The sequence below is a fragment of the Rhodosalinus sediminis genome, assembly GCF_003385555.1.
GTDB lineage: Bacteria > Pseudomonadota > Alphaproteobacteria > Rhodobacterales > Rhodobacteraceae > Rhodosalinus > Rhodosalinus sediminis.
In genome coordinates this window covers 21,592-46,620 of the sequence record NZ_QOHR01000003.1, presented here as the reverse complement: position 1 = coordinate 46,620, position 25,029 = coordinate 21,592, and the positions used below count along the sequence as shown (strand labels likewise).

30 protein-coding genes are annotated in these 25,029 nt (G+C 71.6%); 16 read left to right on the top strand and 14 right to left on the bottom strand.

Annotated elements, in window-relative coordinates; translation table 11 throughout:
* Positions 1-50 precede the first annotated feature (50 nt).
* From DRV84_RS03745 to trpB, 7 genes are all read left to right on the top strand, one after another.
* Positions 51-440, top strand: a complete 390-nt coding sequence (locus DRV84_RS03745; protein WP_115978537.1) for a DUF4168 domain-containing protein — start codon at positions 51-53, stop codon at positions 438-440.
* Positions 441-579: 139 nt separating this feature from the next.
* On the top strand, positions 580-2,346 hold the full coding sequence (gene rpsA, locus DRV84_RS03740; RefSeq protein ID WP_275668719.1) for a 30S ribosomal protein S1: 1,767 nt from the start codon (positions 580-582) through the stop codon (positions 2,344-2,346).
* Positions 2,347-2,545: 199 nt separating this feature from the next.
* Positions 2,546-2,833 (top strand): integration host factor subunit beta, encoded by a 288-nt coding sequence (gene ihfB / locus DRV84_RS03735; protein ID WP_115978535.1) that lies wholly within the window; start codon positions 2,546-2,548, stop codon positions 2,831-2,833.
* A complete protein-coding gene (locus tag DRV84_RS03730; protein WP_115978534.1) occupies positions 2,834-3,184 on the top strand; it encodes a lipopolysaccharide assembly protein LapA domain-containing protein in 351 nt (116 codons plus the stop codon). It begins immediately after the preceding gene.
* 7 nt (positions 3,185-3,191) lie between these two features.
* Positions 3,192-3,848 (top strand): phosphoribosylanthranilate isomerase, encoded by a 657-nt coding sequence (locus DRV84_RS03725; RefSeq protein ID WP_115978533.1) that lies wholly within the window; start codon positions 3,192-3,194, stop codon positions 3,846-3,848.
* A 48-nt stretch (positions 3,849-3,896) separates the two neighbouring features.
* A complete protein-coding gene (locus tag DRV84_RS03720; protein WP_115978532.1) occupies positions 3,897-4,127 on the top strand; it encodes an N-(5'-phosphoribosyl)anthranilate isomerase in 231 nt (76 codons plus the stop codon).
* 138 nt (positions 4,128-4,265) lie between these two features.
* Positions 4,266-5,492: a tryptophan synthase subunit beta gene (trpB, locus tag DRV84_RS03715; RefSeq protein ID WP_115978531.1), complete on the top strand. Its 1,227-nt coding sequence runs from the start codon at positions 4,266-4,268 to the stop codon at positions 5,490-5,492.
* A gap of 82 nt (positions 5,493-5,574) precedes the next feature.
* Here trpB and DRV84_RS03710 read toward each other — a convergent pair whose 3' ends face one another.
* A complete protein-coding gene (locus DRV84_RS03710) occupies positions 5,575-5,952 on the bottom strand; it encodes a DUF2237 family protein (RefSeq protein ID WP_115978530.1) in 378 nt (125 codons plus the stop codon).
* A gap of 154 nt (positions 5,953-6,106) precedes the next feature.
* Positions 6,107-6,781, bottom strand: a complete 675-nt coding sequence (gene pth / locus DRV84_RS03705) for an aminoacyl-tRNA hydrolase (protein WP_115978529.1) — start codon at positions 6,779-6,781, stop codon at positions 6,107-6,109.
* Positions 6,782-6,860: 79 nt separating this feature from the next.
* Between pth and hmuQ the strand changes: the two genes are divergently transcribed.
* Positions 6,861-7,172, top strand: a complete 312-nt coding sequence (hmuQ, locus tag DRV84_RS03700) for a heme-degrading protein HmuQ (protein WP_115978528.1) — start codon at positions 6,861-6,863, stop codon at positions 7,170-7,172.
* 56 nt (positions 7,173-7,228) lie between these two features.
* On the opposite strand, the gene DRV84_RS03695 is transcribed toward hmuQ, so the two are convergent.
* Positions 7,229-7,861 (bottom strand): 50S ribosomal protein L25/general stress protein Ctc, encoded by a 633-nt coding sequence (locus tag DRV84_RS03695; protein ID WP_115978527.1) that lies wholly within the window; start codon positions 7,859-7,861, stop codon positions 7,229-7,231.
* A 149-nt stretch (positions 7,862-8,010) separates the two neighbouring features.
* On the opposite strand from DRV84_RS03695, the gene DRV84_RS03690 reads away from it, so the two are divergent.
* Complete coding sequence (locus DRV84_RS03690) at positions 8,011-9,159, top strand: MFS transporter (protein WP_239994973.1); 1,149 nt, start codon at positions 8,011-8,013, stop codon at positions 9,157-9,159.
* Between the two features lie 112 nt (positions 9,160-9,271).
* On the opposite strand, the gene DRV84_RS03685 is transcribed toward DRV84_RS03690, so the two are convergent.
* Entirely contained in the window at positions 9,272-10,258 is a 987-nt protein-coding gene (locus tag DRV84_RS03685) for an adenosine kinase (RefSeq protein ID WP_115978525.1), read from the bottom strand.
* Positions 10,255-10,899, bottom strand: coding sequence for an endonuclease III (gene nth / locus DRV84_RS03680; RefSeq protein WP_115978524.1), 645 nt, complete (start codon positions 10,897-10,899; stop codon positions 10,255-10,257). Before nth ends, DRV84_RS03685 begins: the two co-directional genes overlap by 4 nt.
* A 101-nt stretch (positions 10,900-11,000) precedes the next feature.
* Between nth and DRV84_RS03675 the strand changes: the two genes are divergently transcribed.
* Positions 11,001-11,834 carry a bifunctional helix-turn-helix domain-containing protein/methylated-DNA--[protein]-cysteine S-methyltransferase gene (locus DRV84_RS03675; RefSeq protein ID WP_115978523.1) on the top strand — a complete coding sequence of 278 codons (834 nt, stop codon included), beginning with the start codon at positions 11,001-11,003 and terminating at the stop codon, positions 11,832-11,834.
* A 112-nt stretch (positions 11,835-11,946) separates the two neighbouring features.
* The gene (locus tag DRV84_RS03670; protein ID WP_115978522.1) at positions 11,947-12,597 is read left to right on the top strand and encodes a YiaD family glycine zipper/OmpA-like lipoprotein; all 651 of its coding nucleotides are present in this window, start codon (positions 11,947-11,949) and stop codon (positions 12,595-12,597) included.
* A 172-nt stretch (positions 12,598-12,769) separates the two neighbouring features.
* Here DRV84_RS03670 and rsmD read toward each other — a convergent pair whose 3' ends face one another.
* Together rsmD and DRV84_RS03660 are read right to left on the bottom strand one after the other, a co-directional pair.
* Positions 12,770-13,324 carry a 16S rRNA (guanine(966)-N(2))-methyltransferase RsmD gene (gene rsmD / locus DRV84_RS03665; RefSeq protein WP_115978521.1) on the bottom strand — a complete coding sequence of 185 codons (555 nt, stop codon included), beginning with the start codon at positions 13,322-13,324 and terminating at the stop codon, positions 12,770-12,772.
* The gene (locus DRV84_RS03660) at positions 13,321-14,532 is read right to left on the bottom strand and encodes an NAD(P)/FAD-dependent oxidoreductase (RefSeq protein WP_115978520.1); all 1,212 of its coding nucleotides are present in this window, start codon (positions 14,530-14,532) and stop codon (positions 13,321-13,323) included. The genes rsmD and DRV84_RS03660 overlap by 4 nt, the downstream gene beginning before the upstream one ends.
* A 90-nt stretch (positions 14,533-14,622) precedes the next feature.
* Here DRV84_RS03660 and DRV84_RS03655 point away from each other — a divergent pair, with 90 nt between their 5' ends.
* Positions 14,623-15,108, top strand: coding sequence for a peroxiredoxin (locus tag DRV84_RS03655; protein WP_115978519.1), 486 nt, complete (start codon positions 14,623-14,625; stop codon positions 15,106-15,108).
* Positions 15,109-15,180: 72 nt separating this feature from the next.
* Here the strand turns inward: DRV84_RS03655 and DRV84_RS03650 are convergent, their stop codons facing one another.
* Genes DRV84_RS03650 through DRV84_RS03635 form a run of 4 tightly spaced genes read right to left on the bottom strand, consistent with a single transcriptional unit; the run spans position 15,181 to position 17,934 of the window.
* The gene (locus DRV84_RS03650) at positions 15,181-15,477 is read right to left on the bottom strand and encodes a 4a-hydroxytetrahydrobiopterin dehydratase (RefSeq protein WP_115978518.1); all 297 of its coding nucleotides are present in this window, start codon (positions 15,475-15,477) and stop codon (positions 15,181-15,183) included.
* On the bottom strand, positions 15,474-16,661 hold the full coding sequence (locus tag DRV84_RS03645; RefSeq protein WP_115978517.1) for a GNAT family N-acetyltransferase: 1,188 nt from the start codon (positions 16,659-16,661) through the stop codon (positions 15,474-15,476). The genes DRV84_RS03650 and DRV84_RS03645 overlap by 4 nt, the downstream gene beginning before the upstream one ends.
* Before the next feature lie 47 nt (positions 16,662-16,708).
* Complete coding sequence (locus DRV84_RS03640) at positions 16,709-17,473, bottom strand: glycerophosphodiester phosphodiesterase family protein (protein WP_115978516.1); 765 nt, start codon at positions 17,471-17,473, stop codon at positions 16,709-16,711.
* Positions 17,470-17,934, bottom strand: coding sequence for a RidA family protein (locus tag DRV84_RS03635; protein ID WP_115978515.1), 465 nt, complete (start codon positions 17,932-17,934; stop codon positions 17,470-17,472). The genes DRV84_RS03640 and DRV84_RS03635 overlap by 4 nt, the downstream gene beginning before the upstream one ends.
* A 236-nt stretch (positions 17,935-18,170) precedes the next feature.
* On the opposite strand from DRV84_RS03635, the gene DRV84_RS03630 reads away from it, so the two are divergent.
* Positions 18,171-18,920, top strand: a complete 750-nt coding sequence (locus tag DRV84_RS03630) for an MlaA family lipoprotein (protein WP_239994972.1) — start codon at positions 18,171-18,173, stop codon at positions 18,918-18,920.
* Positions 18,910-19,515, top strand: coding sequence for an MlaC/ttg2D family ABC transporter substrate-binding protein (locus tag DRV84_RS03625; RefSeq protein WP_192881395.1), 606 nt, complete (start codon positions 18,910-18,912; stop codon positions 19,513-19,515). The genes DRV84_RS03630 and DRV84_RS03625 overlap by 11 nt, the downstream gene beginning before the upstream one ends.
* Before the next feature lie 3 nt (positions 19,516-19,518).
* Here the strand turns inward: DRV84_RS03625 and DRV84_RS03620 are convergent, their stop codons facing one another.
* Entirely contained in the window at positions 19,519-21,660 is a 2,142-nt protein-coding gene (locus DRV84_RS03620; RefSeq protein ID WP_115978513.1) for a transglycosylase domain-containing protein, read from the bottom strand.
* 257 nt (positions 21,661-21,917) lie between these two features.
* Here DRV84_RS03620 and DRV84_RS03615 point away from each other — a divergent pair, with 257 nt between their 5' ends.
* Both DRV84_RS03615 and DRV84_RS03610 read left to right on the top strand, forming a co-directional pair.
* The gene (locus DRV84_RS03615) at positions 21,918-22,256 is read left to right on the top strand and encodes a P-II family nitrogen regulator (protein WP_115978709.1); all 339 of its coding nucleotides are present in this window, start codon (positions 21,918-21,920) and stop codon (positions 22,254-22,256) included.
* Positions 22,257-22,291: 35 nt separating this feature from the next.
* Positions 22,292-23,635, top strand: a complete 1,344-nt coding sequence (locus tag DRV84_RS03610; RefSeq protein WP_115978512.1) for an ammonium transporter — start codon at positions 22,292-22,294, stop codon at positions 23,633-23,635.
* A gap of 95 nt (positions 23,636-23,730) precedes the next feature.
* Here the strand turns inward: DRV84_RS03610 and DRV84_RS03605 are convergent, their stop codons facing one another.
* Positions 23,731-24,108 carry a rhodanese-like domain-containing protein gene (locus DRV84_RS03605; RefSeq protein ID WP_115978511.1) on the bottom strand — a complete coding sequence of 126 codons (378 nt, stop codon included), beginning with the start codon at positions 24,106-24,108 and terminating at the stop codon, positions 23,731-23,733.
* Positions 24,109-24,118: 10 nt separating this feature from the next.
* A complete protein-coding gene (locus DRV84_RS03600; RefSeq protein WP_115978510.1) occupies positions 24,119-25,018 on the bottom strand; it encodes an MBL fold metallo-hydrolase in 900 nt (299 codons plus the stop codon).
* Positions 25,019-25,029: the final 11 nt, after the last annotated feature.

Here is a 25,029-nt window from a genome sequence, read left to right as displayed (position 1 = left end):
GGTGCGGGCGAGCGACGGCGCGCACTGCGACCCTGTCTAACGGAGGATGCATGCCCCTCAGAAAAACCCTGACCGCCACGACCCTCGCCTTCGGCCTCGCGGTCACGGCCGGCGCGATGACGGCCCTTTCCCCGCAGAGCGCCGCGGCGCAGAGCGCGGCGGACTACAGCGGGGACCAGATCGAGGCCTTCACCATGGCCTATCTCGAGGTGATGGACCTGCGCGAGCAGTACGTCCCGCAGCTGGAAGCGGCCGGCAGCGAGGACGAGCAGCGCGCGCTCATCGAGGAGGCCAACGCCGAGATCGTCGAGGCGATCGAGGGCACCGAGGGGCTCACGCTCGAGGACTACGAGGCGATCGCGCAGGCCGCCTCGGAGGATCAGGAGCTTCAGACGCGGATCGTCACGCGCCTCGAGGAGATGCAGCAGGGCGGCGAGTGACGCCACCCGTGCCGCGCCGGGGGCTCGGGCTTGATTCCCCGGCGCGGTGCCTCTATACGCGCGAGCTTATCCGGGCGGTCGCGCCGACGACATCGTGACGCATGCAGGGGGGCGGTGACGATCCGGCCCCTGTTTCGCGTTGGCGCCTGTCTCCCGGGGCAATGGAAAGACCGGCGGACCCAACCGTCAGGCCAGAGAAACCGAACCGAAGGAAACCCACAGCCACATGGCGCAGAACACTAGCATGGAGGAGTTCGAGGCCCTCCTGAACGAAAGCCTCGAAATGGACACGCCGACCGAAGGCTCGGTGGTCAAGGGCAAGGTCATCGCCATCGAGGCGGGACAGGCCATCATCGACGTCGGCTACAAGATGGAAGGCCGCGTCGAACTCAAGGAATTCGCGAGCCCCGGCGAGGCGCCCGACATCTCCGTCGGCGACGAGGTCGAGGTCTATCTCCGCTCCTCCGAGAACGCGCGCGGCGAGGCGGTGCTCTCCCGCGAGATGGCCCGCCGCGAGGCGGCCTGGGACCGTCTGGAAAAGGCCTACGCCGACGACGCCCGCGTCGAGGGCGCGATCTTCGGCCGCGTCAAGGGCGGCTTCACCGTCGATCTCGGCGGCGCCGTGGCCTTCCTGCCGGGCTCTCAGGTGGACGTGCGCCCGGTGCGCGACGCCGGCCCGCTCATGGGCCTCAAGCAGCCCTTCCAGATCCTCAAGATGGATCGCCGCCGCGGCAACATCGTCGTCTCGCGCCGCGCCATCCTCGAAGAGAGCCGTGCCGAGCAGCGCGCCGAGGTGATCGCCAAGCTGAAAGAGGGCGACACGGTCGACGGCGTGGTCAAGAACATCACCGAGTACGGCGCCTTCGTCGATCTCGGCGGCGTCGATGGCCTGCTGCACGTCACCGACATGGCGTGGCGCCGGGTCAACCACCCCTCCGAGATCGTGTCGATCGGCGAGACGGTGAAGGTCCAGGTCATCAAGATCAACAAGGAGACCCACCGCATCAGCCTCGGCATGAAGCAGCTGCAGGAGGATCCCTGGGATCTGGTGGCCGCGAAGTATCCGCTGGGCTCGGTGCACACCGGCCGCGTGACCAACATCACCGACTACGGCGCCTTCGTGGAGCTGGAGCCGGGGGTCGAGGGCCTCGTGCACGTCTCCGAGATGAGCTGGACCAAGAAGAACGTCCACCCGGGCAAGATCGTCTCCACCTCCCAGGAGGTCGAGGTCATGGTCCTCGAGATCGACCAGGCCAAGCGCCGCGTCTCGCTCGGGCTCAAGCAGACCATGCGCAACCCGTGGGAAGTCTTCGCCGAGACGCATCCGACGGGCACCGAGGTCGAGGGCGAGGTCAAGAACATCACCGAGTTCGGCCTCTTCGTCGGCCTGCCGGGCGACATCGACGGCATGGTGCACCTCTCCGACCTCAGCTGGGACCAGCGCGGCGAAGAGGCGATCCAGGAGTACAAGAAGGGCGACGTCGTTCAGGCCGTCGTGCAGGAAGTCGACGTCGAGAAGGAGCGCATATCGCTCTCGATCAAGGCCGTGGGCGGCGACCGCTTCGCCGAGGCCGTGGGCGGCGTGAAGCGCGGCTCGATCATCACGGTGGTGGTCACCGCCATCGAGGACGGCGGCATCGAGGTCGAATACGAGGGGATGAAGAGCTTCATCCGCCGCTCCGACCTCTCGCGCGACCGCTCCGAGCAGCGGCCCGAGCGCTTCAACGTCGGCGACAAGGTGGACGTGCGCGTCACCAACGTGGATCCGAAGTCGCGCCGCCTGGGCCTCTCGATCAAGGCGCGCGAGATCGCCGAGGAGAAGGAAGCGGTCGAGCAGTACGGCAGCTCCGATTCCGGCGCCTCGCTCGGCGACATCCTCGGCGCGGCGCTCAAGGGCGACGACTGAGCGCGACGCCACGCGACCGCGAATCGGCCCTCCGCCTCCGGGCGGGGGGCCTTTTTCGTGGCGCGCCCCCGCGCGCGGGGCGAATTTTTCGCCGAAACCGCCGCCACCGGGCGCCCCTCGTGTTTCCGCGCGCGGCGGTTTGTGACTATAGTCGCGCCAAGAGAAAAGCAGGGAGCGAGGATCCGCGGGGGACGGACGAATGATCCGATCGGAACTGATACAGAAGATCGCGGAGGAAAATCCGCACCTCTACCAGCGCGACGTCGAGCGTCTTGTGAACACAATCTTCGAGGAGATCACCTCCGCGCTCGAGCGCGGCGACCGGGTCGAGCTCCGGGGCTTCGGCGCCTTCTCGGTGAAGAAGCGGGATGCGCGCATCGGTCGCAATCCGCGCACCGGCGAAGCGGTGCAGGTAGAGGAGAAGCACGTGCCCTTCTTCAAGTGCGGCAAGATGCTCCGCGAACGTCTCAACGGGGAAAAGCCCTGAATGCGCTACATCCGCTATGCCATCCTCGCCGCCATCGCGATCGTGCTCGTCTCGGTCGCGCTGGCCAACCGTGCGATCGTCACGCTCACGCTGCTGCCCGAGGCGCTCGAGGAGCTCGCCGGCTGGAACGTCTCGGCCGAGCTGCCGCTCTTTCTGGTGATCCTCGGCGGCGTCGCCGCGGGCCTGCTGATCGGCTTCGTCTGGGAGTGGATCCGCGAGCACAAGCACCGCGCCGAGAAGGCCCGCCAGGAGGCCGAGGCGAAGCGCCTCCACCGCGAGCTGCGCCGCGCCAAGGTCAAGGGGGAGGAGGCCGACGACGTCCTCGCCCTCGTCGACAAGAAGGCGGGCTGAGACGGTCGTGTCCCCCTCCGATCCGCGCGTGAAGATCTGCGGCCTGACCCGGCCCGAGGACGTGGCGGCCGCCGTCTCCGCCGGCGCGGCCTACCTCGGCTTCGTGTTCTTCCCCCCGAGCCCGCGCAACCTGACGCCGGAGGCCGCGCGCGCCCTCGCCGTCGCGGTGCCGCCGGGGGTGGCCAAGGTCGCCCTGACGGTGGACGCCGACGACGCCGCCCTCGCCGCGATCCTCGAGACGGGGCCGATCGACCTCCTGCAGCTGCACGGCCGCGAGAGCCCGGAGCGGGTGGCGGAGGTGCGCGCCCGCTTCGGCCTGCCGGTGATGAAGGCCGTGGGCCTGCGCGAGGCGGCCGACCTGGCGCAGATCGACGCCTACGCCGCCGTGGCCGACCAGATCCTCGTCGACGCCAAGGCGCCCGAGGGCGCGGCGCTGCCCGGGGGCAACGGCCTCGCCTTCGATTGGCGGCTCCTCTCCGGGCGCGACTGGAGGGGGCCCTGGATGCTCGCCGGCGGGCTCACGCCGGAGACCGCGGCGGAGGCGGTGCGGCGCACCGGCGCGCGCCAGCTCGACGTCTCCTCCGGCGTCGAGCGCGCGCCGGGCGAGAAGGACCCGGCGCGCATCCGCGCCTTCCTCGACGCGGCGGCGGAGGCGGTCGCCTGACCCGCGCCGGTTAACCCCGTCTCAACCGCGATGGGCGAAAGCGGAGGCATGCCGCAGCTGCCCGCCCATCTCACGCCCGACCGCTGGCTCGCCCAACTCTTCGAGTCGGGCGAGGCGCGCCGCGGCGGCGTGGTCAAGCGCCAGATCCGCGACGTGGAGCGTATCGCCGGGCGCGCGGCGTTCCTGGCGGAGGTGGAGCGCCGCGGTTTCCAAGCGGTGGAGAACGGGCGCCACATGGTGGTCTTCTGCAACGCCCGCCCCATCCGGCGCCTGCGATGAGCGCCGCCGAAGCCGCTTGCAAGCGGCTTCGGCCAAGCGGTTTCGAAACCGCTTGGCGCAAGGCGTTTCGAAACGCCTTGCGCTTGTTGCCACCCGGTCGCGGCGCTAGAACGTCACGGGCAACCGGGAGAGCGCGCCATGCCAGAGGATCGGATCAACAGCTTCAGGAGCGGGCCGGACGCGCAGGGCCGATTCGGCGATTTCGGCGGGCGCTTCGTCTCCGAGACGCTGATGCCGCTCATCCTCGAGCTCGAGGCGGAATACGACCGCGCGCGCGACGACGCGAGCTTCTGGGCCGAGATGGACGACCTCTGGACGCATTACGTCGGCCGGCCGAGCCCGCTCTACTTCGCCGAGCGGCTGACCGAGCGGCTCGGCGGCGCCAGAGTCTACATGAAGCGCGACGAACTCAACCACACCGGCGCGCACAAGATCAACAACGTGCTGGGGCAGATCCTGCTCGCCCGCCGCATGGGCAAGAGCCGCATCATCGCCGAGACGGGCGCGGGCCAGCACGGGGTCGCCACGGCGACCGTCTGCGCCAAGTTCGGCCTGAAGTGCGTGGTCTACATGGGCGCGCACGACGTCGAGCGGCAGGCGCCCAACGTCTTCCGCATGAAGCTCCTGGGCGCGGAGGTGGTGCCGGTCACCTCGGGGCGCGGCACGCTCAAGGACGCGATGAACGACGCGCTGCGCGACTGGGTCACCAACGTGCGCGACACCTTCTACTGCATCGGCACGGTGGCCGGCCCGCATCCCTATCCGGCGATGGTGCGCGACTTCCAGTCGATCATCGGCAAGGAGGTGCGTCACCAGATCACCGAGGCCGAGGGGCGGCTGCCGGACACGCTGGTGGCCGCGATCGGCGGCGGGTCCAACGCGCTCGGCCTCTTCCATCCCTTCCTCGACGAGCCGGATGTCGCCATCGTCGGCGTCGAGGCCGGCGGCAAGGGCGTGGACGACCAGATGGAGCACTGCGCCTCGCTCACCGGCGGGCGGCCCGGGGTGCTGCATGGCAACCGCACCTATCTGTTGCAGGACGGCGACGGGCAGATCCTCGAGGGCTACTCGATCTCGGCGGGCCTCGATTATCCCGGCATCGGGCCGGAGCATGCGTGGCTGCACGAATCGGGACGCGCGGAGTATGTCTCCGTCACCGACGCCGAGGCGCTGGAGGCCTTCCAGCTCTGCTGCGAGACGGAAGGCATCATCCCCGCGCTGGAGCCCGCCCATGCGCTCGCCCACGTCATGCGCATCGCGCCGGAGCTGCCGGCCGATCACGTCATCTGCATGAACATGTGCGGACGCGGCGACAAGGACATCTTCACCGTCGCCCGCGCGCTCGGCGTGGATATCTCGGGCTGATCCGGCCCGGTCGCGGGGGCGCCTCCGGCCCGGTCGCGGGGGCGCCGTCCCCCGCGCCTGCCCCGACCGAGCCCGCGCGCGTTCAGCTTTCGCTGAGCGCGCAAGCTTCCAGCACGTCCATCGGCACCACCTCGAGCGCTCGGGCATGCGTCGCGGCGAGGTTCACGCGCGGCGCGCAGCCCTCGTCGTGCGCCTGCAGGAAGCGGCTCGCGCAGAGGCACCAGTGATCGCCGGGCTTCAGCCCCGGAAAGCGGAACTCCGGCCGCGGGGTCGAGAGATCGTTGCCCACGTACTTGGAGTAGGCGAGGAACTCCTCGGTCATCACGGCGCAGACGGTGTGGCTGCCCTGATCGGCGGCGCAGGTGTTGCAGTGCCCGTCGCGGAAAAAGCCAGTCAGCGGTTGCGTCGAGCAGGGCGCGAGCGCGCCGCCCAGCACGTTCTCGGAGGGGTCCATCTCCATGGCGTCTTTCCTTCTCGTCTGTTGAAACTGTAGCGGCGCGCCACGGCGTGGCAAGCCGCCCGCGCTCAGGGGTGCGCCTGCGCGCGGTAGGCCCCCGGCCACGTCCACCCGCGCGCCGCTCTCGGCCGCGCCGCGGCCGTCGCCCCCGACACGCTCACTTGAAGCGGTCCACCAGCTTCTGCAGCGGCGAGCGCGCGTCCTCCTCTGGCTCGGCCTCCTTCGCAGCCGAAGGCGCCGGTTTCGCCGGCGCCTCCGTCCGCGCGGGGGCGGCGCGCTGCGCCACGGCGTTCTGGAAGCGGCTCTGATCGCCCGCCGCGAGGTCCGGCGCCCCGTCGGCCACACCGCGCAACACGTCGTCGAGCCAGTCGGCGTCGGCCTTGCCGAAGTCGTGCAGCACGTAGCCCGAGACCAGTTCCTTGCGGCCCGGATGCCCGATGCCGAGGCGCACGCGGCGGTAGGCCTCGCCGATGTGGGCGTGGATCGAGCGCAGCCCGTTGTGCCCGGCGTGCCCGCCGCCCTGCTTCACCCGGACCTTGCCGGGCGCGAGGTCGAGCTCGTCATGAAAGACGGTCACGTCCTCGGGGCCGAGCTTGTAGAAGCGCATCGCCTCGCCCACCGACTGCCCGGAGCGGTTCATGTAGGTCGCGGGCTTCAGGAGGATCACCTTCTCGCCGCCCAGCCGGCCCTCCGCCACCTCGCCCTGGAACTTCGCCCGGAAGGGCGGGAAGCCGTGATCCTCCGCGATCCGGTCCACGGCCATGAAGCCGATGTTGTGCCGGTTCCGCGCGTATGTCGCCCCCGGATTGCCGAGGCCCACGAAGAGTTGCATGCCGCCGCTCCTTGCTGGCCGGTATCTCGGAGTCTAGATGCCGGGAAACGGCGCAAAAGGCCAGACGGGGAGACGCGCGATGTATCTGACGATGAACCGCTTCAAGGTGAAGCTCGGGCAGGAAGCCGCCTTCGAGGAGGTCTGGACCCGCCGCGAGAGCCACCTCGAGAGCGTGCCGGGCTTCAAGGCGTTTCACCTGCTCAAGGGCCCGGAGAAGGACGGCTACCGCCTCTACGCCTCGCACACCGCCTGGGAGAGCGAGGATCACTTCCGCGACTGGACCCGCTCGGAGGCCTTCCGCGAGGCGCACAAGGGCGCGGGCGGGAGTGCCGACCTCTACCTCGAGGCGCCGGAGCTCGAGGTCTTCGAGACGGTGCAGAAGCTCGGCTGACACGAAAACGGCGGGGCCGCCCGGACCCCGCCGCTCGAAATCCCGGGTGCGCGGGCTCAGCCCTCTTCGGCCTCGCCTTCGCCCGTCTCGCCTTCCTCCTCCGCGTCCGCGGAGCGCAGGCCCGACGGCGCCTGCACGTTGGCGATCACGAAGTCGCGGTCGATCGTCGGCTTCGCGCCCTTCGGCAGGTCCACCGAGGAGATCGTCACCGTGTCGCCGATCTCCAGCCCGGTGAGATCGACGGTGATGTGATCCGGAATGTCGCCCGCCGTCACCATGAGCTCGACCTCCGGGCGCACGACCGTCAGCACGCCGCCGCGCTTCAGGCCCGGCGCGTCGTCGTGGCCGACGAATTCGACGGGGATGAACAGGTTGATCTTCGTCGTCCGGCGCAGACGCAGGAAGTCCACGTGCGTCGGCAGGTCCTTGACCACGTCGCGCTGCACCGCGCGGCAGATCACCCGCACGTCCTCGTGACCCTCGACCTTCAGGTTGAAGAGCGTCGAGAGGAAGCGGCCCTTGGTGAGCTTGCGCATCAGCTCGTTGAAGGGCAGCTGAATGGGCAGGGGATCGGCCCCGCCGCCGTAGACGATTCCAGGAACGAGGCCCTCTCGGCGGGCCTGACGAGCGGCGCCCTTGCCCGACCCCGTCCGTTCCTGGACAACAAGATCCGGAATTTCTCCAGCCATGATGTCGCTCCGATATGCAAGGGCGGGGTGCCTCCAAGGCTGTCACCCCGCGTGAAGCCGCGCGGATAGCCGGGATCGCGGCCCGTGGCAAGGGCGAAACGCCCGCGCTTGCCGGCCGCGCCGGGGCGTGGCAGGCCGGAGCGATGCAGATGCTCGCCGATCTCCGCCTGACGCGCGCGCCCGCCGCAGCCTTCGCGGCGATGGGCGTCTTCTGGGGCGCGGTGGCGGCGACGGCGCCCGCGCTCAAGGCGCGCGCCGGGCTCGGCGACGCGGAGCTCGGCCTCGCGCTCCTGATGGCGACGGGGGGCGCGGCGCTCGCGCTCCTCGTGGCCGGCCGGGCCGACCGCGCCTTCGGCCTCGGCGCGACGCGCCTCGCTGCGCTCGCCCTCGGGGGCGCGCTCGCGCTCCTCGGGCTGGCGACGACGCCGCTCGCGCTCGCCGGCGCGCTCCTGCTCGGCGGCGTGGCCACGGGGCTGCTGGACGTGACGGTGAACCTCCGCCTCGCCCGGCTCGAGGCGCTCGCGGGGCGCGGGCTGATGAACCTCGCGCACGGGCTTTACGCGTTCGCCTACGCCGGCGCCGCGCTCGCCGCGGGCCTCGCGCGGGAGGCGGGCGCGGCGCTGCCCGCGCTCCTCGCCGCCGCGGCGCTCGTCCCGCTCGCGCTCGCGCTCCCGATCCGGGGCCGCGACGGCGACGCCGGCGCCGCCGAGACGCGGCCCGCCGCACGCGCCGCCCTCGCGCCGGGCCTCGTCGCCGCGGGGGGCGCGGTGATGATCGTGGGCTTCCTCGCCGAGGGCGCGAGCGACGGCTGGGCCGCGCTCCACCTCGAGCGCACGCTCGGCGCCGGCGCGGCGGCGGGCGCTCTCGGGCCGGTGATCCTCGGCCTCGCGCTCGGCACGGGGCGGATCGCGGCGCAGGCGCTCCTGCGCCTCGCCGACGAAGCGCGCCTCCTGCGCGCCGCCGCCGGGCTCGCCGCCCTCGGCACCGCCCTCGCCGCCGCGGCCCCCGGTCTCGCGCTCACCTACGCGGGCTTCGCGGCCATGGGCCTCGGCGCCTCGGTGGTGGTGCCGCTCTGCCTCGCCCTCGTCGGACGCGGCGCGGGCGAGGCCGGGCGCCCCCGCGCCATCGCCGCCGTCTCCTTCATCGGCTACGGCGCCTTCTTCTTCGGCCCGCCGCTCATGGGGCTCCTCGCCGAGTGGCAGGGCCTGCGGGTCTCCTTCGCCGCCGTCGCGGCGAGCCTCGCCCTCGTGCCGCTCGTCCTAGGCCCCTGGCTCGCCCGCGCCGCGGGCCGCGGCTAGCGCGCGCCCCGCCCCCGGACCGCCCTCGCCCTTCTTCTTGGCGCAAATATCCTCGGGGGTGAATTGGCCGTCAGGCCAAGAGGGGGGCAGACAGCCCCCCTCCCGCGGCGGCTCAGACCGGCAGGCCGGCCTCGGCGAAGAGCGCCTTCAGGTCTGCCTCGGGCCGCGCGCCGTAGTGGCTGATGACCTCGCCCGCGGCGACGACGCCCATCCTGCCCGCCACCTCGAGCGACTGCCCGGTGGAGAGGCCATAGAGGAAGCCCGCGGCGAACTGGTCGCCGGCGCCGGTGGCGTCCACCGGCGTGATCGTCTCGACCGGCACGCGCGCCTCCTCCTCGCCGCGCACGATCACGACGTCGTGGCCCGAGCGGGTGCAGATCACCATGCCGCTCTCGGTCGCCGCCTGTTCCAGCGCGGCGGAGAGGTCGGTCTCGTAGAGCGATTCCCACTCGTGCTCGTTGCCGATCACGAAGTCGAGCTCGGTGACGAGCTTGCGGAAGTCCTCGCGGTGGCGGTCCACGCAGAACGGGTCCGACAGGGTGATGCCCGCCATTCCCCCGGCGGCGCGGCAGGCGCGCGCGGCCTTGAGGAAGGCCTCCTTCCCCTTCGGCTTGTCGTAGAGGTAGCCCTCGAGAAAGAGGATCTCCGCGTCGCCCGCGACGCCGGGGTCCACGTCCTCCGGCCCGAGCTCGGCGGAGATGCCGAGGTAGGTGTTCATCGAGCGCTCGCCGTCCGGCGAGACGAAGATCATCGAGCGCGAGGTCGGCAGCTCGCCCGCCGCCACCGGCGGGTTGGCGAAGTCGGTGCCGTCCTCGACCATGCCGTCGGCGTAGAAACGGCCCAGCCCGTCGTCGCGCACGCGCCCGATGAAGGCGGTCTTGAGCCCGAGGTTGCCGATCCCGGCGAGCGTGTTGGCCACCGAGCCGCCCGGCGCCTGCCAGCGGTCCTGCATCGCGTCGTAGAGAAACTCGGCGCGGTCGCCCTCGATCAGCTGCATGACACCCTTGTCGATGCCCATCGTGGACAGGAAACCGTCGTCGCAGTTGCTGATGACGTCGACGATCGCGTTGCCGATGCCGACCACCTTGTAGGTCTTCACAGGTTCTTCTCCTCGTAGGCACAAAGATCGCGGATGAGGCAGGTCGCGCAGAGCGGCTTGCGCGCCTTGCAGACGTAGCGGCCATGCAGGATCATCCAGTGATGCGCATGGAGCTGAAACTCCGCCGGCACCTGGTCCTCGATGGCGCGCTCCACAGCCAGCACGTCCTTGCCCGGCGCGATGCCGCTCCGGTTGGCGAGGCGGAAGATGTGTGTGTCCACCGCCTGCGCCGGGTATCGCCACCACATGTTGAGCACGACGTTCGCCGTCTTGCGCCCGACGCCCGGCAGCGACTGCAGCGCCGCGCGGGAGGAGGGCACCTCTCCCCCGTAGTCCTCGACGAGGATGCGGGAGAGCTTAATCACGTTCTTCGCCTTGTTGCGATAGAGCCCGATCGTCCGGATGTGCTCGATGAGCCCCTCCTCGCCGAGCGCCAGCATCTTCTCCGGCGTGTCGGCGATCTCGAAGAGGCGCGCGGTGGCCTTGTTCACGCCCGCGTCCGTCGCCTGCGCCGAGAGCGCGACGGCGACGAGCAGCGTGTAGGCGTTGACGTGCGCGAGCTCGCCCTTCGGCTCCGGCTCCGCCGCGCGGAAACGCGCGAAGATCTCGCGGACGGACTGAAAGTCGAGCTGTGCGGCCATGGGCCCCGTCATGCCTGCCAGCGGCGGACTCCGCAACATCCGGGTCGCGAACAGGCGGGACAGACCCTAGACGATGCAGGACTGCAACGGGAGGGGGCGGCATGGAAACCGACGCGGACGCATATCATTACCACGTCATCCGCCGGGCGCTCGACGCGATCGACACCGCCGAGCGGGAGCTGTCGCTCGAGGACCTCGCCGCCCGCCTCGGGATGAGCGCGGCGCATTTCCAGCGCGTCTTCTCGCGCTGGGCCGGCGTCTCGCCCGAGCGCTACCTGCCGTATCTCGCCCCCGGCCACGCCCGCGCGCGCCTCGCCGCCGGGGCGTCGGTGGCCGAAGCGGCAGAGGCCGCCGGGCTCTCGGGCGGCGGGCGGCTGCACGATCTTTGCCCCCGGTGGGAGGCGATGCGCCCGGGCGATCATGCGCGCCGCGGCGCCGGGCTGACGCTGCGCTACGGCTGGTTCCCGAGCCCCTTCGGCGAGGTGCTGGCGATGGGTACGGAGCACGGGCTCTGCGGCCTCGCCTTCGCCGAGGAGGTGGGGCGCGCGGCCGCCTTCGCCGATCTCGCCGCGCGCTGGCCCGAGGCGCGGCTGGAGCCCGCGCCGGAGGCGGTCGCCGACTGGGTCGCCGCCGCCTTCGCGCCGGGCGGACGGCCGGCGCTCCACGTCTTCGGCGCGCCCTTCCAGATCAAGGTCTGGGAGGCGCTGCTCGCCGTGCCCTCGGGGCAGGTGACGACCTACGGCGCGCTCGCCGCCGCCGCCGGCACCCCGGCGGGCGCGCGCGCCGCGGGCGCGGCCGTGGGGCGCAACCCGGTGGCCTGGCTCATCCCCTGCCACCGGGCGATCGCGGCCTCGGGGCGGCTGACGGGGTATCACTGGGGTCTGCCCGTCAAGCGCGCCATGCTCGCCTGGGAAGCCGCGCGCGCCGAGGCATGAGCGGCGCGCGGATCGTCGCGCAGGCGCGGTCGATAGCGGTTTTTCTCGTGCGGGAGGTGGATTAAACTTGTGGCCGCCCCGGCGATCGGGGCGCTAGGAAAGGGACCACCCGATGAAGAGACCGATCATTGCCGGCACCGCCGCGGCGCTCCTGCTCGCCGGCTGCGCCACCGCGCCCGACGACCCGAACCGCAACACCCGCCAGGGCCTTCTGATCGGCGGCGGGATCGGCGCGGCGCTCGGCGCCCTGACCGGCGACGACGCGGAGGAGCGGCGCCGCAACGCCGTCGCGGGCGCGATCCTCGGCGGCATCGCGGGCGGCGTCTCGGGCTCGCTCCTCGACCGGCAGGAGGCGGAACTCCGCCGCGAGCTTCAGCAGGACGGCGTCCGCATCGACAACACCGGCGAGGAACTGGTCGTCAGCTTCACCAACGACATCCTCTTCGACGTGGACAGCGCCACGGTGAAGCCCGCCTTCCAGGGGGAGCTGCGCACGCTGGCCGCGAGCCTGCAGCGCTACCCGGGCACGCGGGTGAGCGTCACGGGCCACACAGACAACACGGGCGAGGCGAGCTACAACCAGCGCCTCTCGGAGCGCCGCGCGGGCGCCGTGGCCGGTGTGCTGCTCGGCGCGGGCGTGCAGCCCGCCCGCGTCGTCACGCGCGGCGCCGGCGAGGCGCAGCCGGTGGCGAGCAACCTGACGCCCGAGGGCCGGCAGCTCAACCGCCGCGTCGAGGTGCGGATCGTGCCAACGAACGCCTGAGGCGGCTACGGGTGGCCGGCGGAGGAGGGGGGCTGTTTGCCCCCCTCTTGGCCTGACGGCCAATTCACCCCCCGAGAGTATTTGGGCCAAGATGATGGGCGCGGCCGGTCCGGGGCGGGGCGCGCGCTTGCCGCGGCCCGCGGCGCGGGCGGGGCGGTGACGGGAAAGGCCGTCAGGCGCTGGCCTCGAGAAAGGCGAGGGTGGTGTCGCCGTAGCGGCGGGTGTCGCGCAGGGCGAGGCCCGCGGGCGGGGTGACGGGGGCGCTTTCCTCCCAGACGACGAGGGCGCCGGGGGCGATCCAGCCGCCTGCTTGCGCGGCGGCGAGGGCGGCCTCGCCGAGGGATTTGCCGTAGGGCGGGTCGAGGAACACGAGGTCGAAGGGCGCCTCGGGGCAGGGGCCGGGGCGGCGGGCGTCGCGGCGGAGGTGGCGGGTGCGGTCGGCGGCGTGGCAGGCGCGGATGTTCTCGGCGATGAGGCGCGCCGCGGCGCGGCCGTCGTCCACGAGGACGGCCTCCGCCGCGCCGCGCGAGAGCGCCTCCAGCGCGAGCGCGCCGGTGCCCGCGAAGAGATCGAGCACCCGCGCGCCGGTCACCGCGTCGCCGAAGCGCCCGCCGGCGAGCACGTTGAAGAGGCTCTCGCGCACGCGGTCCTGCGTCGGGCGCAGGCCCCCGGCCGCGCCCGGCCCGGCGAGCGCGCGGCCGCGCCAGGCGCCGCCGACGATCCTCATCCCGCGAGCAGCGCCTTGAGGTCGGTCGCCGGATCGGCGAGCGCGGCCGGGTCGGGGGAGCGGCCGGCCTCGATCAGGCGCTTGCCCACCATGTAGTCGCGCGGCGCGTTCAGCGCGTCCACGGCGAGGAGCCGCTCGCCCGCGTAGTACCAGTGAGAGGCGGAGGCCCCGGTCGCGCCGGGGCGCACCACGACGCGGTCGTATCCGGCGTTGAGCCCGGCGATCTGGAGCTTCATGTCGTACTGGTCGGACCAGAACCACGGGGTGGGGTCGTAGGGCGCCTCGGCGCCGAGCATGTTGCGCGCCACCGCCTCGGCCTGGTCGATGGCGTTCTGCACGCTTTCGAGCCGGATGCGCCCGCCGCGCCAGGGAAAGCTCGCGCAGTCGCCGGCGGTCCAGATCGCCGGGTCGGAGGTGCGCCCGAGCGCGTCGGCGCGGATGCCGTTCTCGATCTCGAGGCCGGCGGCCTCGGCGAGCGCGGTGGCGGGCGTGATGCCGATGCCGACGATGACGAGATCGGCGGCGATCTCCGTGCCGTCGGAGAGGACCGCGCCGGTGACCCGCGCGTCGCCCGTGAGCCGCTCGAGCCCCGTGCCCTCGTGGATGGTGACGCCGCGCGCGGCGTGCAGGTCGCGGATCCGGTCGGCGGTCTCGTGCGCGGCGACGCGGCCGAGGATGCGCGGCGCCGCCTCGACGAGGGTGACCTCCATGCCCGCGGTGCGGCAGACGGCGGCCGCCTCGAGCCCGATGTAGCCGCCGCCCACGACGAGGGCGCGCGCGCCGGGGCGGATCGCGGGGGCCATCGCGTCCACGTCGGCCAGCGTGCGCACGACATGCACGTCCGGCAGCTCGCCGCCGATCGCGCCGGGCAGGCGGCGCGGCACGGCGCCCGTGCAGAGCGCGAGCGCGTCGTAGGGCAGCGCGGCGCCGCCCGCGATCACGCGGCGGTCGGCCCGGTCGATGGAGACGGCGGTCGTGTCGCGCAGGAGCTCGATGCCGTTCTCGGCGTAGAAGCTTTCGGGGCGGAGGTAGAGCCGCTCCAGCTCCATCTCGCCGAGGAGGTATTTCTTCGAGAGCGGCGGGCGCTGGTAGGGCGGCGCGTGCTCCTCCCCGATCAGGGTCAGCCGGCCGGCGTAGCCCTCCGCGCGCAGTTTCGCCACCAGCGCGGCGCCGGCCTGTCCGGCGCCCACGACGACCACATGCTCCATCCCGGCGTCCCCTTTTCGTTGGCCGCGGCCCGGGGCGGAGCCTATATGGGACCGAGTGCGAAAGACAATTCCGCGACGAGGGAGACGACGATGATTTCAGTCGGCGACACGCTGCCCGGGGCGACGCTTCTGGCGATGGGGGCCGAGGGGCCCGCGCCCGTCGAGCTTCAGGACAAGGTGAAGGGCCGCAAGGTGGTGATCTTCGCCGTGCCGGGGGCCTTCACGCCCACCTGCCATTCGGCCCATGTGCCGAGCTTCGTGCGCACGAAGAGCGATCTGGAGGCCAAGGGCGTCGACGAGGTGATCTGCGTCTCGGTCAACGATCCCTTCGTGATGGACGCCTGGGGCGACGCCTCCGGCGCGAGCGAGGCCGGCATCACCCTGCTCGCCGACCCGCAGAGCGAATTCACCCGCGCCGTCGGCATGCAGTTCGACGCGCCGGTCGTGGGCCTCATGGGGCGGTCGAAGCGCTACGCGATGGTCGTGGAGGACGGCAAGGTCACCCACCTGAACGTCGAGGACGATCCCGGCGCCTGCGACGTCTCGGCGGGCGAGGCGATCCTCGAGGCGCTCTGAGCGGTGCGCTCGGTCGCCCCTCGGCGGGGCTCCTCGCGAGAAGCGCCCGCACGGGCGCGACCGAGCCCCCGATCAGCCCGCGAGCTGGTCCATCTTGCGGGCGAGCTTGGCGTCGAGCGCCGAGAGCCCGCCGGCGTCGTGGGTGGAGAGCGTCACCTCCACCGTCTTGTAGACGTTGAACCACTCCGGGTGGTGGTCCCATTTCTCGGCCCAGAGCGCGGCGCGCGTCATGAAGCCGAAGGCCTCCACGAAATTGTCGAACTGATAGGTCTTGGTGATCGCGTCGCGCCCCTCGACCATGGTCCAGCCCGCCTCGAAGAGCGGCGCCAGCATCGTCTCGCGCCCGGTTTCGCTCAGAAGTTCGGTCATTCGCGTTCCTCCACGTTGGCTTTCCGGAAGGGCCCGTAGGCCGTGAGCACCTCGATGTCCTGCTCCACCGCGCGCCGCTCGGCCTCGAGGTAGCGGCTCACCGCCTCGGCGAAGCCTGGCTCGGCCATCCAGTGCAGCGAGTGGATCTCGGCCGGCAGGTAGCCGCGCGCCAGCTTGTGCTCGCCCTGCGCGCCGGCCTCGACCCGGGCGAGACCGTGCGCGATGGCGAAGTCGATGGCGCGGTAGTAACAGGCCTCGAAGTGCAGGCAGGGGTGATGCTCGGTGCAGCCCCAGTAGCGGCCGTAGAGCGTCTCGCGCCCGACGAGGTTCATCGCGCCGGCGATCCAGTCGCCCCCGCGCTCGGCCATCACCAGCAGGATGTCGTCGCGCAGCCGCTCCTGCGCGAGGTCGAAGAAGGCGCGCGTCAGGTAGGGCCGGCCCCATTTCCGCGCGCCGGTGTCCTGATAGAAGGTCCAGAACGCCTCCCAGTGCGCGGGGCGCAGGTCGTCGCCCGTGAGCATGCGGATTTCGCCGCCGAAGGCGTTGGCCTCCCGCCGCTCCTTGCGGATCGTCTTGCGCTTGCGCGAGGAGAGATCGGCGAGGAAGGCGTCGAAGTCGGCGTAGCCGCGGTTCTGCCAGTGAAACTGCTCGGTCACGCGGTGGAGCATGCCGGCGGCGGCGCCCGCCTCGGCCTCCTCGCCCGTGCAGAAGGTGACGTGCACCGAGCTCAGCCCCGCGTCGGCGGCGATCTGCGTCGCGCCCTGCAGCAGCGCGGCGCGGCCGGCGTCCTCGTGCCCCGGCCGGACCAGCAGGCGCCGGCCGGTCGCCGGGGTGAAGGGGACGGCGATCTGCAGCTTCGGGTAATAGCGCCCGCCCGCGCGCTCGTAGGCGTGCGCCCATTTGTGATCGAAAATGTATTCGCCCTGGCTGTGGCCCTTGGCGTAGAGCGGCGCGACCGCGATCACCTCGTCGCCGCGCCGTGCGGTGAGGTAGTGCGGCTCCCAGCCCGTGCCGGGACCGACCGAGCCGCTGTCCTCCAGCGCCTTGAGGAAGCGATGCGTGGTGAAGGGGTCGTTCGGGCGGCCGCCGTCGGCTGCCTCGGGGCAGGCGCAGGCGTCCCAGTCCGCGGCGGAAATCTCGCCGAGGCTCTTGAGGGTGCTGATCTCGATGGTCTCGTCGCGCATCCCGCCTCCGTCGCGCCCCGCACAATCTGGGCTGCGCAGGGACGGGATCAAGCCGGAAGGGCCGCGGCGTAGCCCTCGAAGGTGACGTTGTCGGCCAGCCGCCGCGCCGCGCGCTCGTCCGCCTCCGAGCGGATCGTCCAGCAGAGGACTGGCACGCCGCGCGCCCTGAGCGCGGCCACGCGCGGGCGGTCGAGATCGTTCGCCTGATGGCTGACGAAGGCGGCGCCGGTGCGCTCGAAATCCGGGATCTCGCGCAGGTGCGCGCGCGTCGCCTCGGGCAGATGCGCCCAGTAATGCGGGTCGAAGGCGGCGGTGGTCAGCCCGCGCGGCACCTCCGGCGCGTGTTCGGCCATGGCGGCGACCGAATGGGGGTTGAAGGACATCACCGCCACCGGACCCGCGTAGCCTGCGAGGTCGCGCGCCGCGGCCTCCTCCAGTGCGCCGACCCGCCCGCCCATCGCGCCGTCCTGATCCTTGATCTCGACGAGGAGCGGCACGCGCCCGTCGACGATCTCCAGCACCTCGGAAAAGCGCGGGATGCCCTCGCCGTCGCCGCCCGAAAGTGGGATCGCCCCGAGCGCCGCGGCGCTCTGCGCGCCGAGGGCGCCCGTCGCCTCCGTCAGCCGGTCGAGGTCGTAATCGTGAAAGACCATCGCCACGCCGTCGGCCGCGCGTTGCAGGTCGATCTCGATGGCGTAGCCGGCCGCGACCGCCGCGCGCACCGCGGCGCGGCTGTTCTCGGGGCGACCTGCGCCGTGCCGCGCGCGGTGCGCGACGGGGCGGCGCAGGAACTCGGGCGGGAGATGCGTCATGCGATCTCGAAGATGCCCTCGATCTCCACCGCGACGCCGAGGGGCAGCGACCCGGCCGAGACCGCCGAGCGCGCGTGCCGCCCCGCCTCGCCCAGCGCTTCGACGAGGAAATCCGACGCCCCGTTGATCACCTTGGGCTGCTCGGTGAAATCGGGGGTGGAGTTGACGAAGCCCGTGAGCTTCACGACCCGCGTCATCCGGTCGAGATCGCCGCCGCAGGCCGCGCGCACCTGCGCCAGAAGCATCAGCGCGCAGCGCTTCGCCGCCTCCGCGCCCGCGGGCGTGTCGAGATCGGCGCCGAGCTTGCCGGTGATGAGCGCGCCCTCGGCGTCCATCGAGATCTGCCCCGAGACGTAGAGCAGCCCGCCCGCCTCGACGTAGGGCACGTAATTCGCTGCCGGGGCGCTCGCCTCCGGCAGCTCGATCCCAAGATCCTTCAGTCGCGCCGTGTGTCCGGCCATCCGCGCCTCCCTCGTCCGAAATGTCGCGGCGCAGAGGCTACAGCGTCGCGCCGGCGGGGGAAAGGCGAAGCGGCCCGCCCTGCGGCGCCCCGATCGCGCGCCCGATCGCGCGCCCGATCACGCGGCTGTCGCGTGGCATTCGGCGCAGGGGCTGCTATGTCTCGGACCGCGACGAATCCCTGATCCATCCGCGAGGCGAGGCCGTGACCCGAGACGCCAGACACGAACGCCGGAGCGTGGCGGCCGCCACGCTCGTCGCCGCCCTGCTCGCGCTGGCGGGCTGTTCCGTGGCGCCGGAGGACGCGGGGCCTGTCCATGACCCCTACGAGGCGCAGAACCGGGCGGTTCACGACTTCAATCGCGGGGTCGACCGCGCGGTGCTGCGCCCCGTCTCGCGCAGCTTCCGGGGCGACCCGGAGGCGGAACCCTCGGACCTCGCCGTCGTGGTCGTCAACTTCGGCGAGAACCTCGGTGCGCCGCAGCAGGCGGTGAACCGGCTGTTGCAGGGCGATCTGCGCCGCGCCGGGCGCAATGCCCTGCGCTTCACGCTCAACACGACGCTGGGCTTCGGCGGTCTCTTCGACGTGGCCGGCGACATGGGGCTCGCGCCGGACGACACGGATTTCGGCGAGACGCTCTACGTCTGGGGCGTGCCGGAAGGCGCCTACCAGGAGCTGCCGCTCCTCGGCCCCTCGACCGAGCGGCGCACGGCCGGGCGCGTCGTGGACATCTTCACCGATCCGCTGGGCTCCGTGCTCTCCACGGAGCAGCGCCGCGCCGCCGCGGCCGCCCGGCTAGCGGGGCGCGTGATCGAGCGGGGCCGCTACGGCGGCGCGGTCGATTCGGTTCTCTACGACAGCGCGGACAGCTACGCGCAGACCCGGCTCATTTACCTTCAGAACCGGCGGTTCGAGCTCGCGGGCGAGGACGCGGCGCCGTCGGAGGCCGATTTCACCGATCCCTACGAGGACCTCTATGGCGAATGATCTGACCCGGCGCGGCACGCTCGCCGCGCTCGCCGGAGGCGCGGCGCTGGCGCTCGCGCCGCGTGCGGCGCAGGCCCTGACCGAGGCGCAGGCGCGCGACCTGGTGCAGTCGCTCGTGGACGACATCAACGCCGTGATCGCCTCCGGCAAGCCCGAGGCGGCCATGTATCGCGACTTCGAGCGCATCTTCGCCACTTACGCGGATGTGCCCACGGTCGCGCTCTACACGCTCGGCGTCGACGGGCGCGCGGCGACCGACGCGCAGAAGCGCGCCTACATCGACGCCTTCCGCGGCTACATCGCGCGCAAGTACGGAGCCCGCTTCCGCGACTTCATCGGCGGCCGCCTCGAGATGGAGGGCGTGCGCCGGATCAAGAGCTACTACCAGGTGCGCACCACCGCCTATCTGCGCGGGGAGGATCCCTTCTTCGTGGATTTCCAAGTCTCGGACCGCTCCGGCGAGCCGCGGTTCTTCAACATGTTCATCGAGGGCGTGAACATGCTGCTGACCGAGCGGGAGGAGATCGGCGCGATGCTCGACCGGCGCGGGCGCGACCTCGACCGGCTGATCGCCGATCTGCGCACGATGGGCTGAGACTCAGCGCCGGCCGCCGCCGACGAGCTCCTGCAGCACCCGGTCGAGGACCGTCTCGGCCGGGCTTCCGCTCCGCGCGCGCGGCTCCGCGGGCGGCGCCGGGCGCAGCATCGGCAGCGGGCGGGGCGGCAGGTCGGCGTGCACGCGCGCCATCGTCTCGCGCCAGATCTCGGCCGGCAGCCCGCCGCCGGTGACGCCGGTGAGCGGCGTGTTGTCGTCGTAGCCCATCCAGACGCCGGCGACGTAATCGGCGGTGAAGCCCACGAACCACGCGTCGCGTGCGGCCTGCGTGGTGCCGGTCTTGCCGGCGGCCTCGCGGTCGGGCAGTCGCGCGCGCCCGCCGGTGCCCTCGCTCACCACCTTTTCCATCATGTAGATCAGTTGGCGCGCGGCCGCCTCGCGGATCACGCGCTCGCCGATGCCGCCCGAGTTGTCGAGAAGGGCGGTGTCGTCGCCCTTCAGCCTGAGGTCGGTGATGCCGTAGGGCGCGACGGAGGAGCCGCCGTTCAGGATGCCGGCGTAGGCGCCCGTCATCTCCAGCAGGGTCGATTCGGACGCGCCGAGGGCGAGCGCCGGCCCGGCGGCGAGGTCGCTCTCCAGCCCGAAATCGGCCGCGACGCGGCGCACCTTCTCGCGGCCCACGCGCTCGGAGACCTTGACCGCGGGGATGTTGAGCGAGCGCGCCAGCGCCTCGGTCAGCGTCACCGGTCCGGCGAAATCGTCGGTGTAGTTGGTGGGCGACCACGGCCCCGAGCCCGGGATGTCGAGGGTAATCGGCTCGTCCACCACAACGTCGCCGGGTGTCCAGCCGAGCTCCAGCGCGGTGGCGTAGACGAAGGGCTTGAAGGCCGAGCCCGTCTGCCGCTCGGCCTGCGTGGCGCGGTTGAACACGCCGGAGACGCGCAGCGCCCGGCCGCCGACCATCCCGCGCACGGCGCCGTCGGCGCTCATCACCACGATGGCGGCCTGCGCCTCCGAGCCCTCGCGGACCTTCTCCTCGAAGACCTGCGTCAGTGCCTCCTCCGCGGCCCGCTGGATATCGCGGTCCAGCGTGGTGCGGATCACCACGTCCTCGGTCGTGTCGCGGGTGAGGTACTCGGGCGTCGAGGCCATGAGCCAGTCGGCGAAGTAGCCGCCGGCGCGCGCCTCCGCGGCGTCCGACAGGCCGGCCGGCTCGGCGCGGGCCGCCGCCGCCTCGGCCTCGGTGAGGTAGCCCTGCGCCTCCATCAGCCGCAGGACCACCGCCGCCCGGTCGCGGGAGCGCTGAAGGTTGTTCGTCGGCGCGAGCGCCGTGGGCGCGGTGAGGAGCCCCGCGAGCATCGCCGCCTCGGCCGGATCGACGAGCGCCGCGGGCTTGCCGAAGAAGCGCTGCGCCGCCGCCTCCGCCCCGTAGGCGCCGCCGCCCATGTAGGCGCGGTTGAGGTAGATCGAGAGGATCTCGTCCTTGGAGTATTCGATCTCCATCGCCAGCGCGTAGAGCGCCTCGCGCAGCTTGCGCCAGAGCGTCGTCTCGCGGCAGGCGGCCTCGAATGCGCGTTCGCTCTCGTGGCGGGCCGGGTCGAAGCGGTTCCCGAGACAGAGGAGCTTCGCCGTCTGCTGCGTGATGGTCGAGCCGCCGTGCCCTTCGAGCGGGCCGCGCCCCTCGGAAAGGTTGATGCGGATCGCGCCCGCGATGCCGATCGGATCCACGCCGGGATGCAGGTGGAAGCGCTTGTCCTCGGTGGCGATCACCGCGTTCCTGAGGTGGGGCGAGACGCTGCCGGCGGTCACCGCGCCGCCGAACTGCGCGCCGCGCCAGGCGAAGATCTCGCCCTCGCGGTCGAGCATCGTGACCGAGCCGCGCGGGCGGCCGTCGAGCAGCTCCTCGAAGGCGGGAAGGGTGGAGTAGTAATAGGCGACGCCGCCCGCGATCATCAGCGCGACGACGAGGCTCACGCGCCAGACGAAGCCCCAGACGATCCGCCGGACGACGCGCAGCGCGCCGCGAACCGGCCCGCCGCGCCGGGGCGGCGGCGTCGTTCGGCGCGCGGGTTTGCGCTTGCCGGGCGCGTCGGGTGCGCGGCCTCGCGCTGGTCCGCTGCGCGGACGGCCCGGCGCGCCGCGCGTCGCCGTCAGCCGCGGGGGCGTCCGCCCTTTCCTGCTCATCGCTCTGCTCGCCTCGCCTTCGTCATTTTTGCCCAGAGTATCCGCTGCGCGCCCGCGTGTAGAGCGCCGCGTGGCGTCGTGCACGATTCATGTGTGATTAAAAAATAGTCGAAAAATATTGAGCGCACAAAAATTATGCGAATGAGCCGCCGGATGCGCGCGCGGCGTCGCGCTGCGCTTTCCCGGGCCCCGGTCGCTGTCCTTTGCTGCAGGTGCACAGTCGCAGGCGCGGGCCTGTCCAAGCCAAGGGGGTGCTGGTGAAACTGATCGTAGCGACAATCAAGCCGTTCAAGCTGGAGGAGGTCCGGGAAGCCCTGACGTCCATCGGCGTCCGCGGCATGATGGTGACCGAGATCAAGGGCTTCGGATCGCAGTCCGGCCACACGGAGATCTACCGCGGCGCGGAATATGCCGTGAACTTCGTGCCCAAGATCAAGCTGGAAATCGCCGTCGAGGACGCGATGGCCGACCAGGTGGTCGAGACCGTCTCCAAGACCGCGCGCACGGGCAAGATCGGCGACGGCAAGATCTTCGTCCTCGACCTGCAACAGGCCGTGCGCGTGCGCACGGGCGAGACCGACGCGGACGCGCTCTGAGCGCCGCGCAAGCGACAAGAGAGGGGAAACGCAAGATGAAACTCACGAAAACGCTTGCCTTGGCGGGGATGCTGACGGCGCTGCCGGCGCTCGCCCTGGCCCAGGACGAGGCGGCGCCGCCGCTGGCGACCGACGAATTCGTCTGGATCATGAACTCGCTTCTTTTCCTGATCGGCGGCTTCCTGGTGTTCTTCATGGCCGCGGGCTTCGCCATGCTCGAGGGCGGGCTCGTGCGCTCGAAGAACGTCACCATGCAGATGACGAAGAACGTCGGGCTCTTCTCGCTCGCCGCGATCTTCTACTGGCTGATCGGCTACAACCTGATGTATCCGCTCGGCGACTGGGCGATCGAGGGCTGGTTCTCGGGGCTCTTCCCGGCCTGGGCCGTGCTGGAGCCGGTGGGCGTGACGCTGGCCGAGGCCGACGACGCCTCCTACGCCTCGACCGGGTCGGACTACATCTTCCAGCTGATGTTCTGCGCCGCCACCGCCTCGATCGTGTCGGGCGCGCTGGCCGAGCGGATCAAGCTCTGGCCCTTCCTGATCTTCACGATCGTGCTGACGGGCTTCATCTACCCGCTCACGGCCTCGTGGCAGTGGGGCGGCGGCTGGCTTGCCGAGGCGGGCTTCTCCGACTTCGCCGGCTCGACCGTCGTGCACGCCTGCGGCGCGGCCGCGGCGCTCGCCGGGGCGATCGTGCTCGGCCCGCGCAAGGGCAAGTACGACAAGGACGGCAAGGTGCACCCGATGCCGGGCTCCAACCTCGCGCTCGCGACGCTCGGCATGTTCATCCTGTGGCTCGGCTGGTTCGGCTTCAACGGCGGCTCGCAGCTCGCCATGGGGTCGGTGGGCGACGTGGCCGACGTGAGCCGCATCTTCTCGAACACCAACATGGCCGCGGCTTCGGGCGCCGTCGCCGCGCTGATCCTGACGCAGGTGATGTACGGCAAGGTCGACCTGACCATGGTGCTCAACGGCGCGCTCGCGGGCCTCGTCTCGATCACCGCCGAGCCGCTGGCGCCCTCGCTGTTCCTCGCCGGGATCATCGGCGCCGTGGGCGGCGTGATCGTGGTGCTGACGGTGCCGATGCTCGACAAGTTCAAGATCGACGACGTGGTGGGCGCCATCCCGGTGCACGGCTTCGCCGGCATCTGGGGCACCTTCGCGGTGGTGCTGACCGGCACCTCCTCGATCGGGCCGCAGATCCTCGGCATGGTCGGCATCATCGGCGCGAGCTTCGTGCTGTCGCTGATCGTCTGGCTGATCCTGAAGGCCGTGATGGGCATCCGCGTCGACGAGGAATCCGAGGTCAACGGCCTCGACACGTCCGAGCTCGGCATGGAAGCCTACCCCGAGTTCTCGCGGGGCGGCTCGGCCTGATCCGGCCCTGATGCGACAAAAAAAGAGGCCCGGGCGGTGCGCCGCCCGGGCCTTTTCCTGTCCGGTCGTCCGGGGCGTCGCGGCCCGTCGGCCGCTCAGGGCTCCACCCGCTTGGGCGCGCCGGAGGCCATGTCGGTGCCCATGTAGGGGAGCTTCTTCTCCTTCCACGCGGCGAAGCCGCCCTCCATGTGCGCGATGCGGCCGAGGCCCTTCTCCATGGCGAGCCGCGCCATCTTCTCGCTCCGCACGCCCGAGCCGCAGTGCAGCACGATGCGCTTGTCGGTCTGGCCCGGCAGCATCTCGGGGTCGAAGAAGGGCATCGGCATCAGGAGCGCGCCCTCGACGTGCTCGAACATGTATTCCTGCGGCGTGCGCACGTCGATCACGACGATCTCGCCCTTGCGGCAGGCCGCGTGGACCTCCTCCGGCGTCCAGGTTTCGAAGGTGGCGTCGCCCACGTGCTCCGTCTTCATCGCATGCTCCTCAGAAGGTGTTGGCGGGAATCTTGAAGTAACTCTTGCCGTCGTCCTCGGCCTCCGGCAAGCGCCCGCCGCGCAGGTTGACCTGCAGCGCGTAGAGCATGCGGTCCGGCAGCGAGAGCGTCGCGTCGCGCTCCTCGCGGATCTTCACGAAGTCCTCGCGGGGCGTGCCGCCGCCGAGGTGCTTGTTGTGCGCCTTGTGCTCGGCGACCGTCGCCTCCCACGCCGGGTCGGTGCGGTCGCCGACGGGCGGGTAGTCGTGGCCGACGAAGAGCCGCGTCTCGTCCGGCAGGGCGAGGATCGCCATGAGCGAATCGTAGAGCTCCGAGGCCGAGCCGCCGGGGAAGTCGGCGCGCGTCGTGCCCGCGTCCACATGCATCAGGGTGTCGTGCACGAAGGCCGCGTCGTCGCCCACCACGTAGGTAATCGAGCCGAGCGTGTGCCCGGGCGAGAGCATCACGCGCACCGGCAGATCGCCGAGCATGAAGGTCTCGCCGTCGGCGAAGAGGCGGTCGAAGTCCCGGTCCGGGTCGAGGGCGCCGGGCGTGTTGTAGAACCCCTCCCAGAGCTTCGCGATGTCGCGCACCTTCGTGCCGATCGCCGTCGGCGCGCCGAGCTGCTCCTTGAGCCAGGCCGAGGCCATCAGGTGGTCGGCGTGCGGGTGGGTGTCGAGGATCCACTCGACCGTCAGCCCCTCGGCCTTCACGAAGTCGAGGATCTCTTGCGCGGCGGCGGTGTCGGTGCGCGCCTCCGACGGCGTGAAGCCGAGCACCACGTCGATCAGCGCGGCCTTCTTCGTGGCCTCGTCGATCACGACGTACTGGATGCTGCCCGAGGGCTTCTCGTAGAACCCGACCACGCGGGGCGAATTGGGGCCTTTCGACGGGCTTTCGCGGGTGAACATGCGTCCTCCGT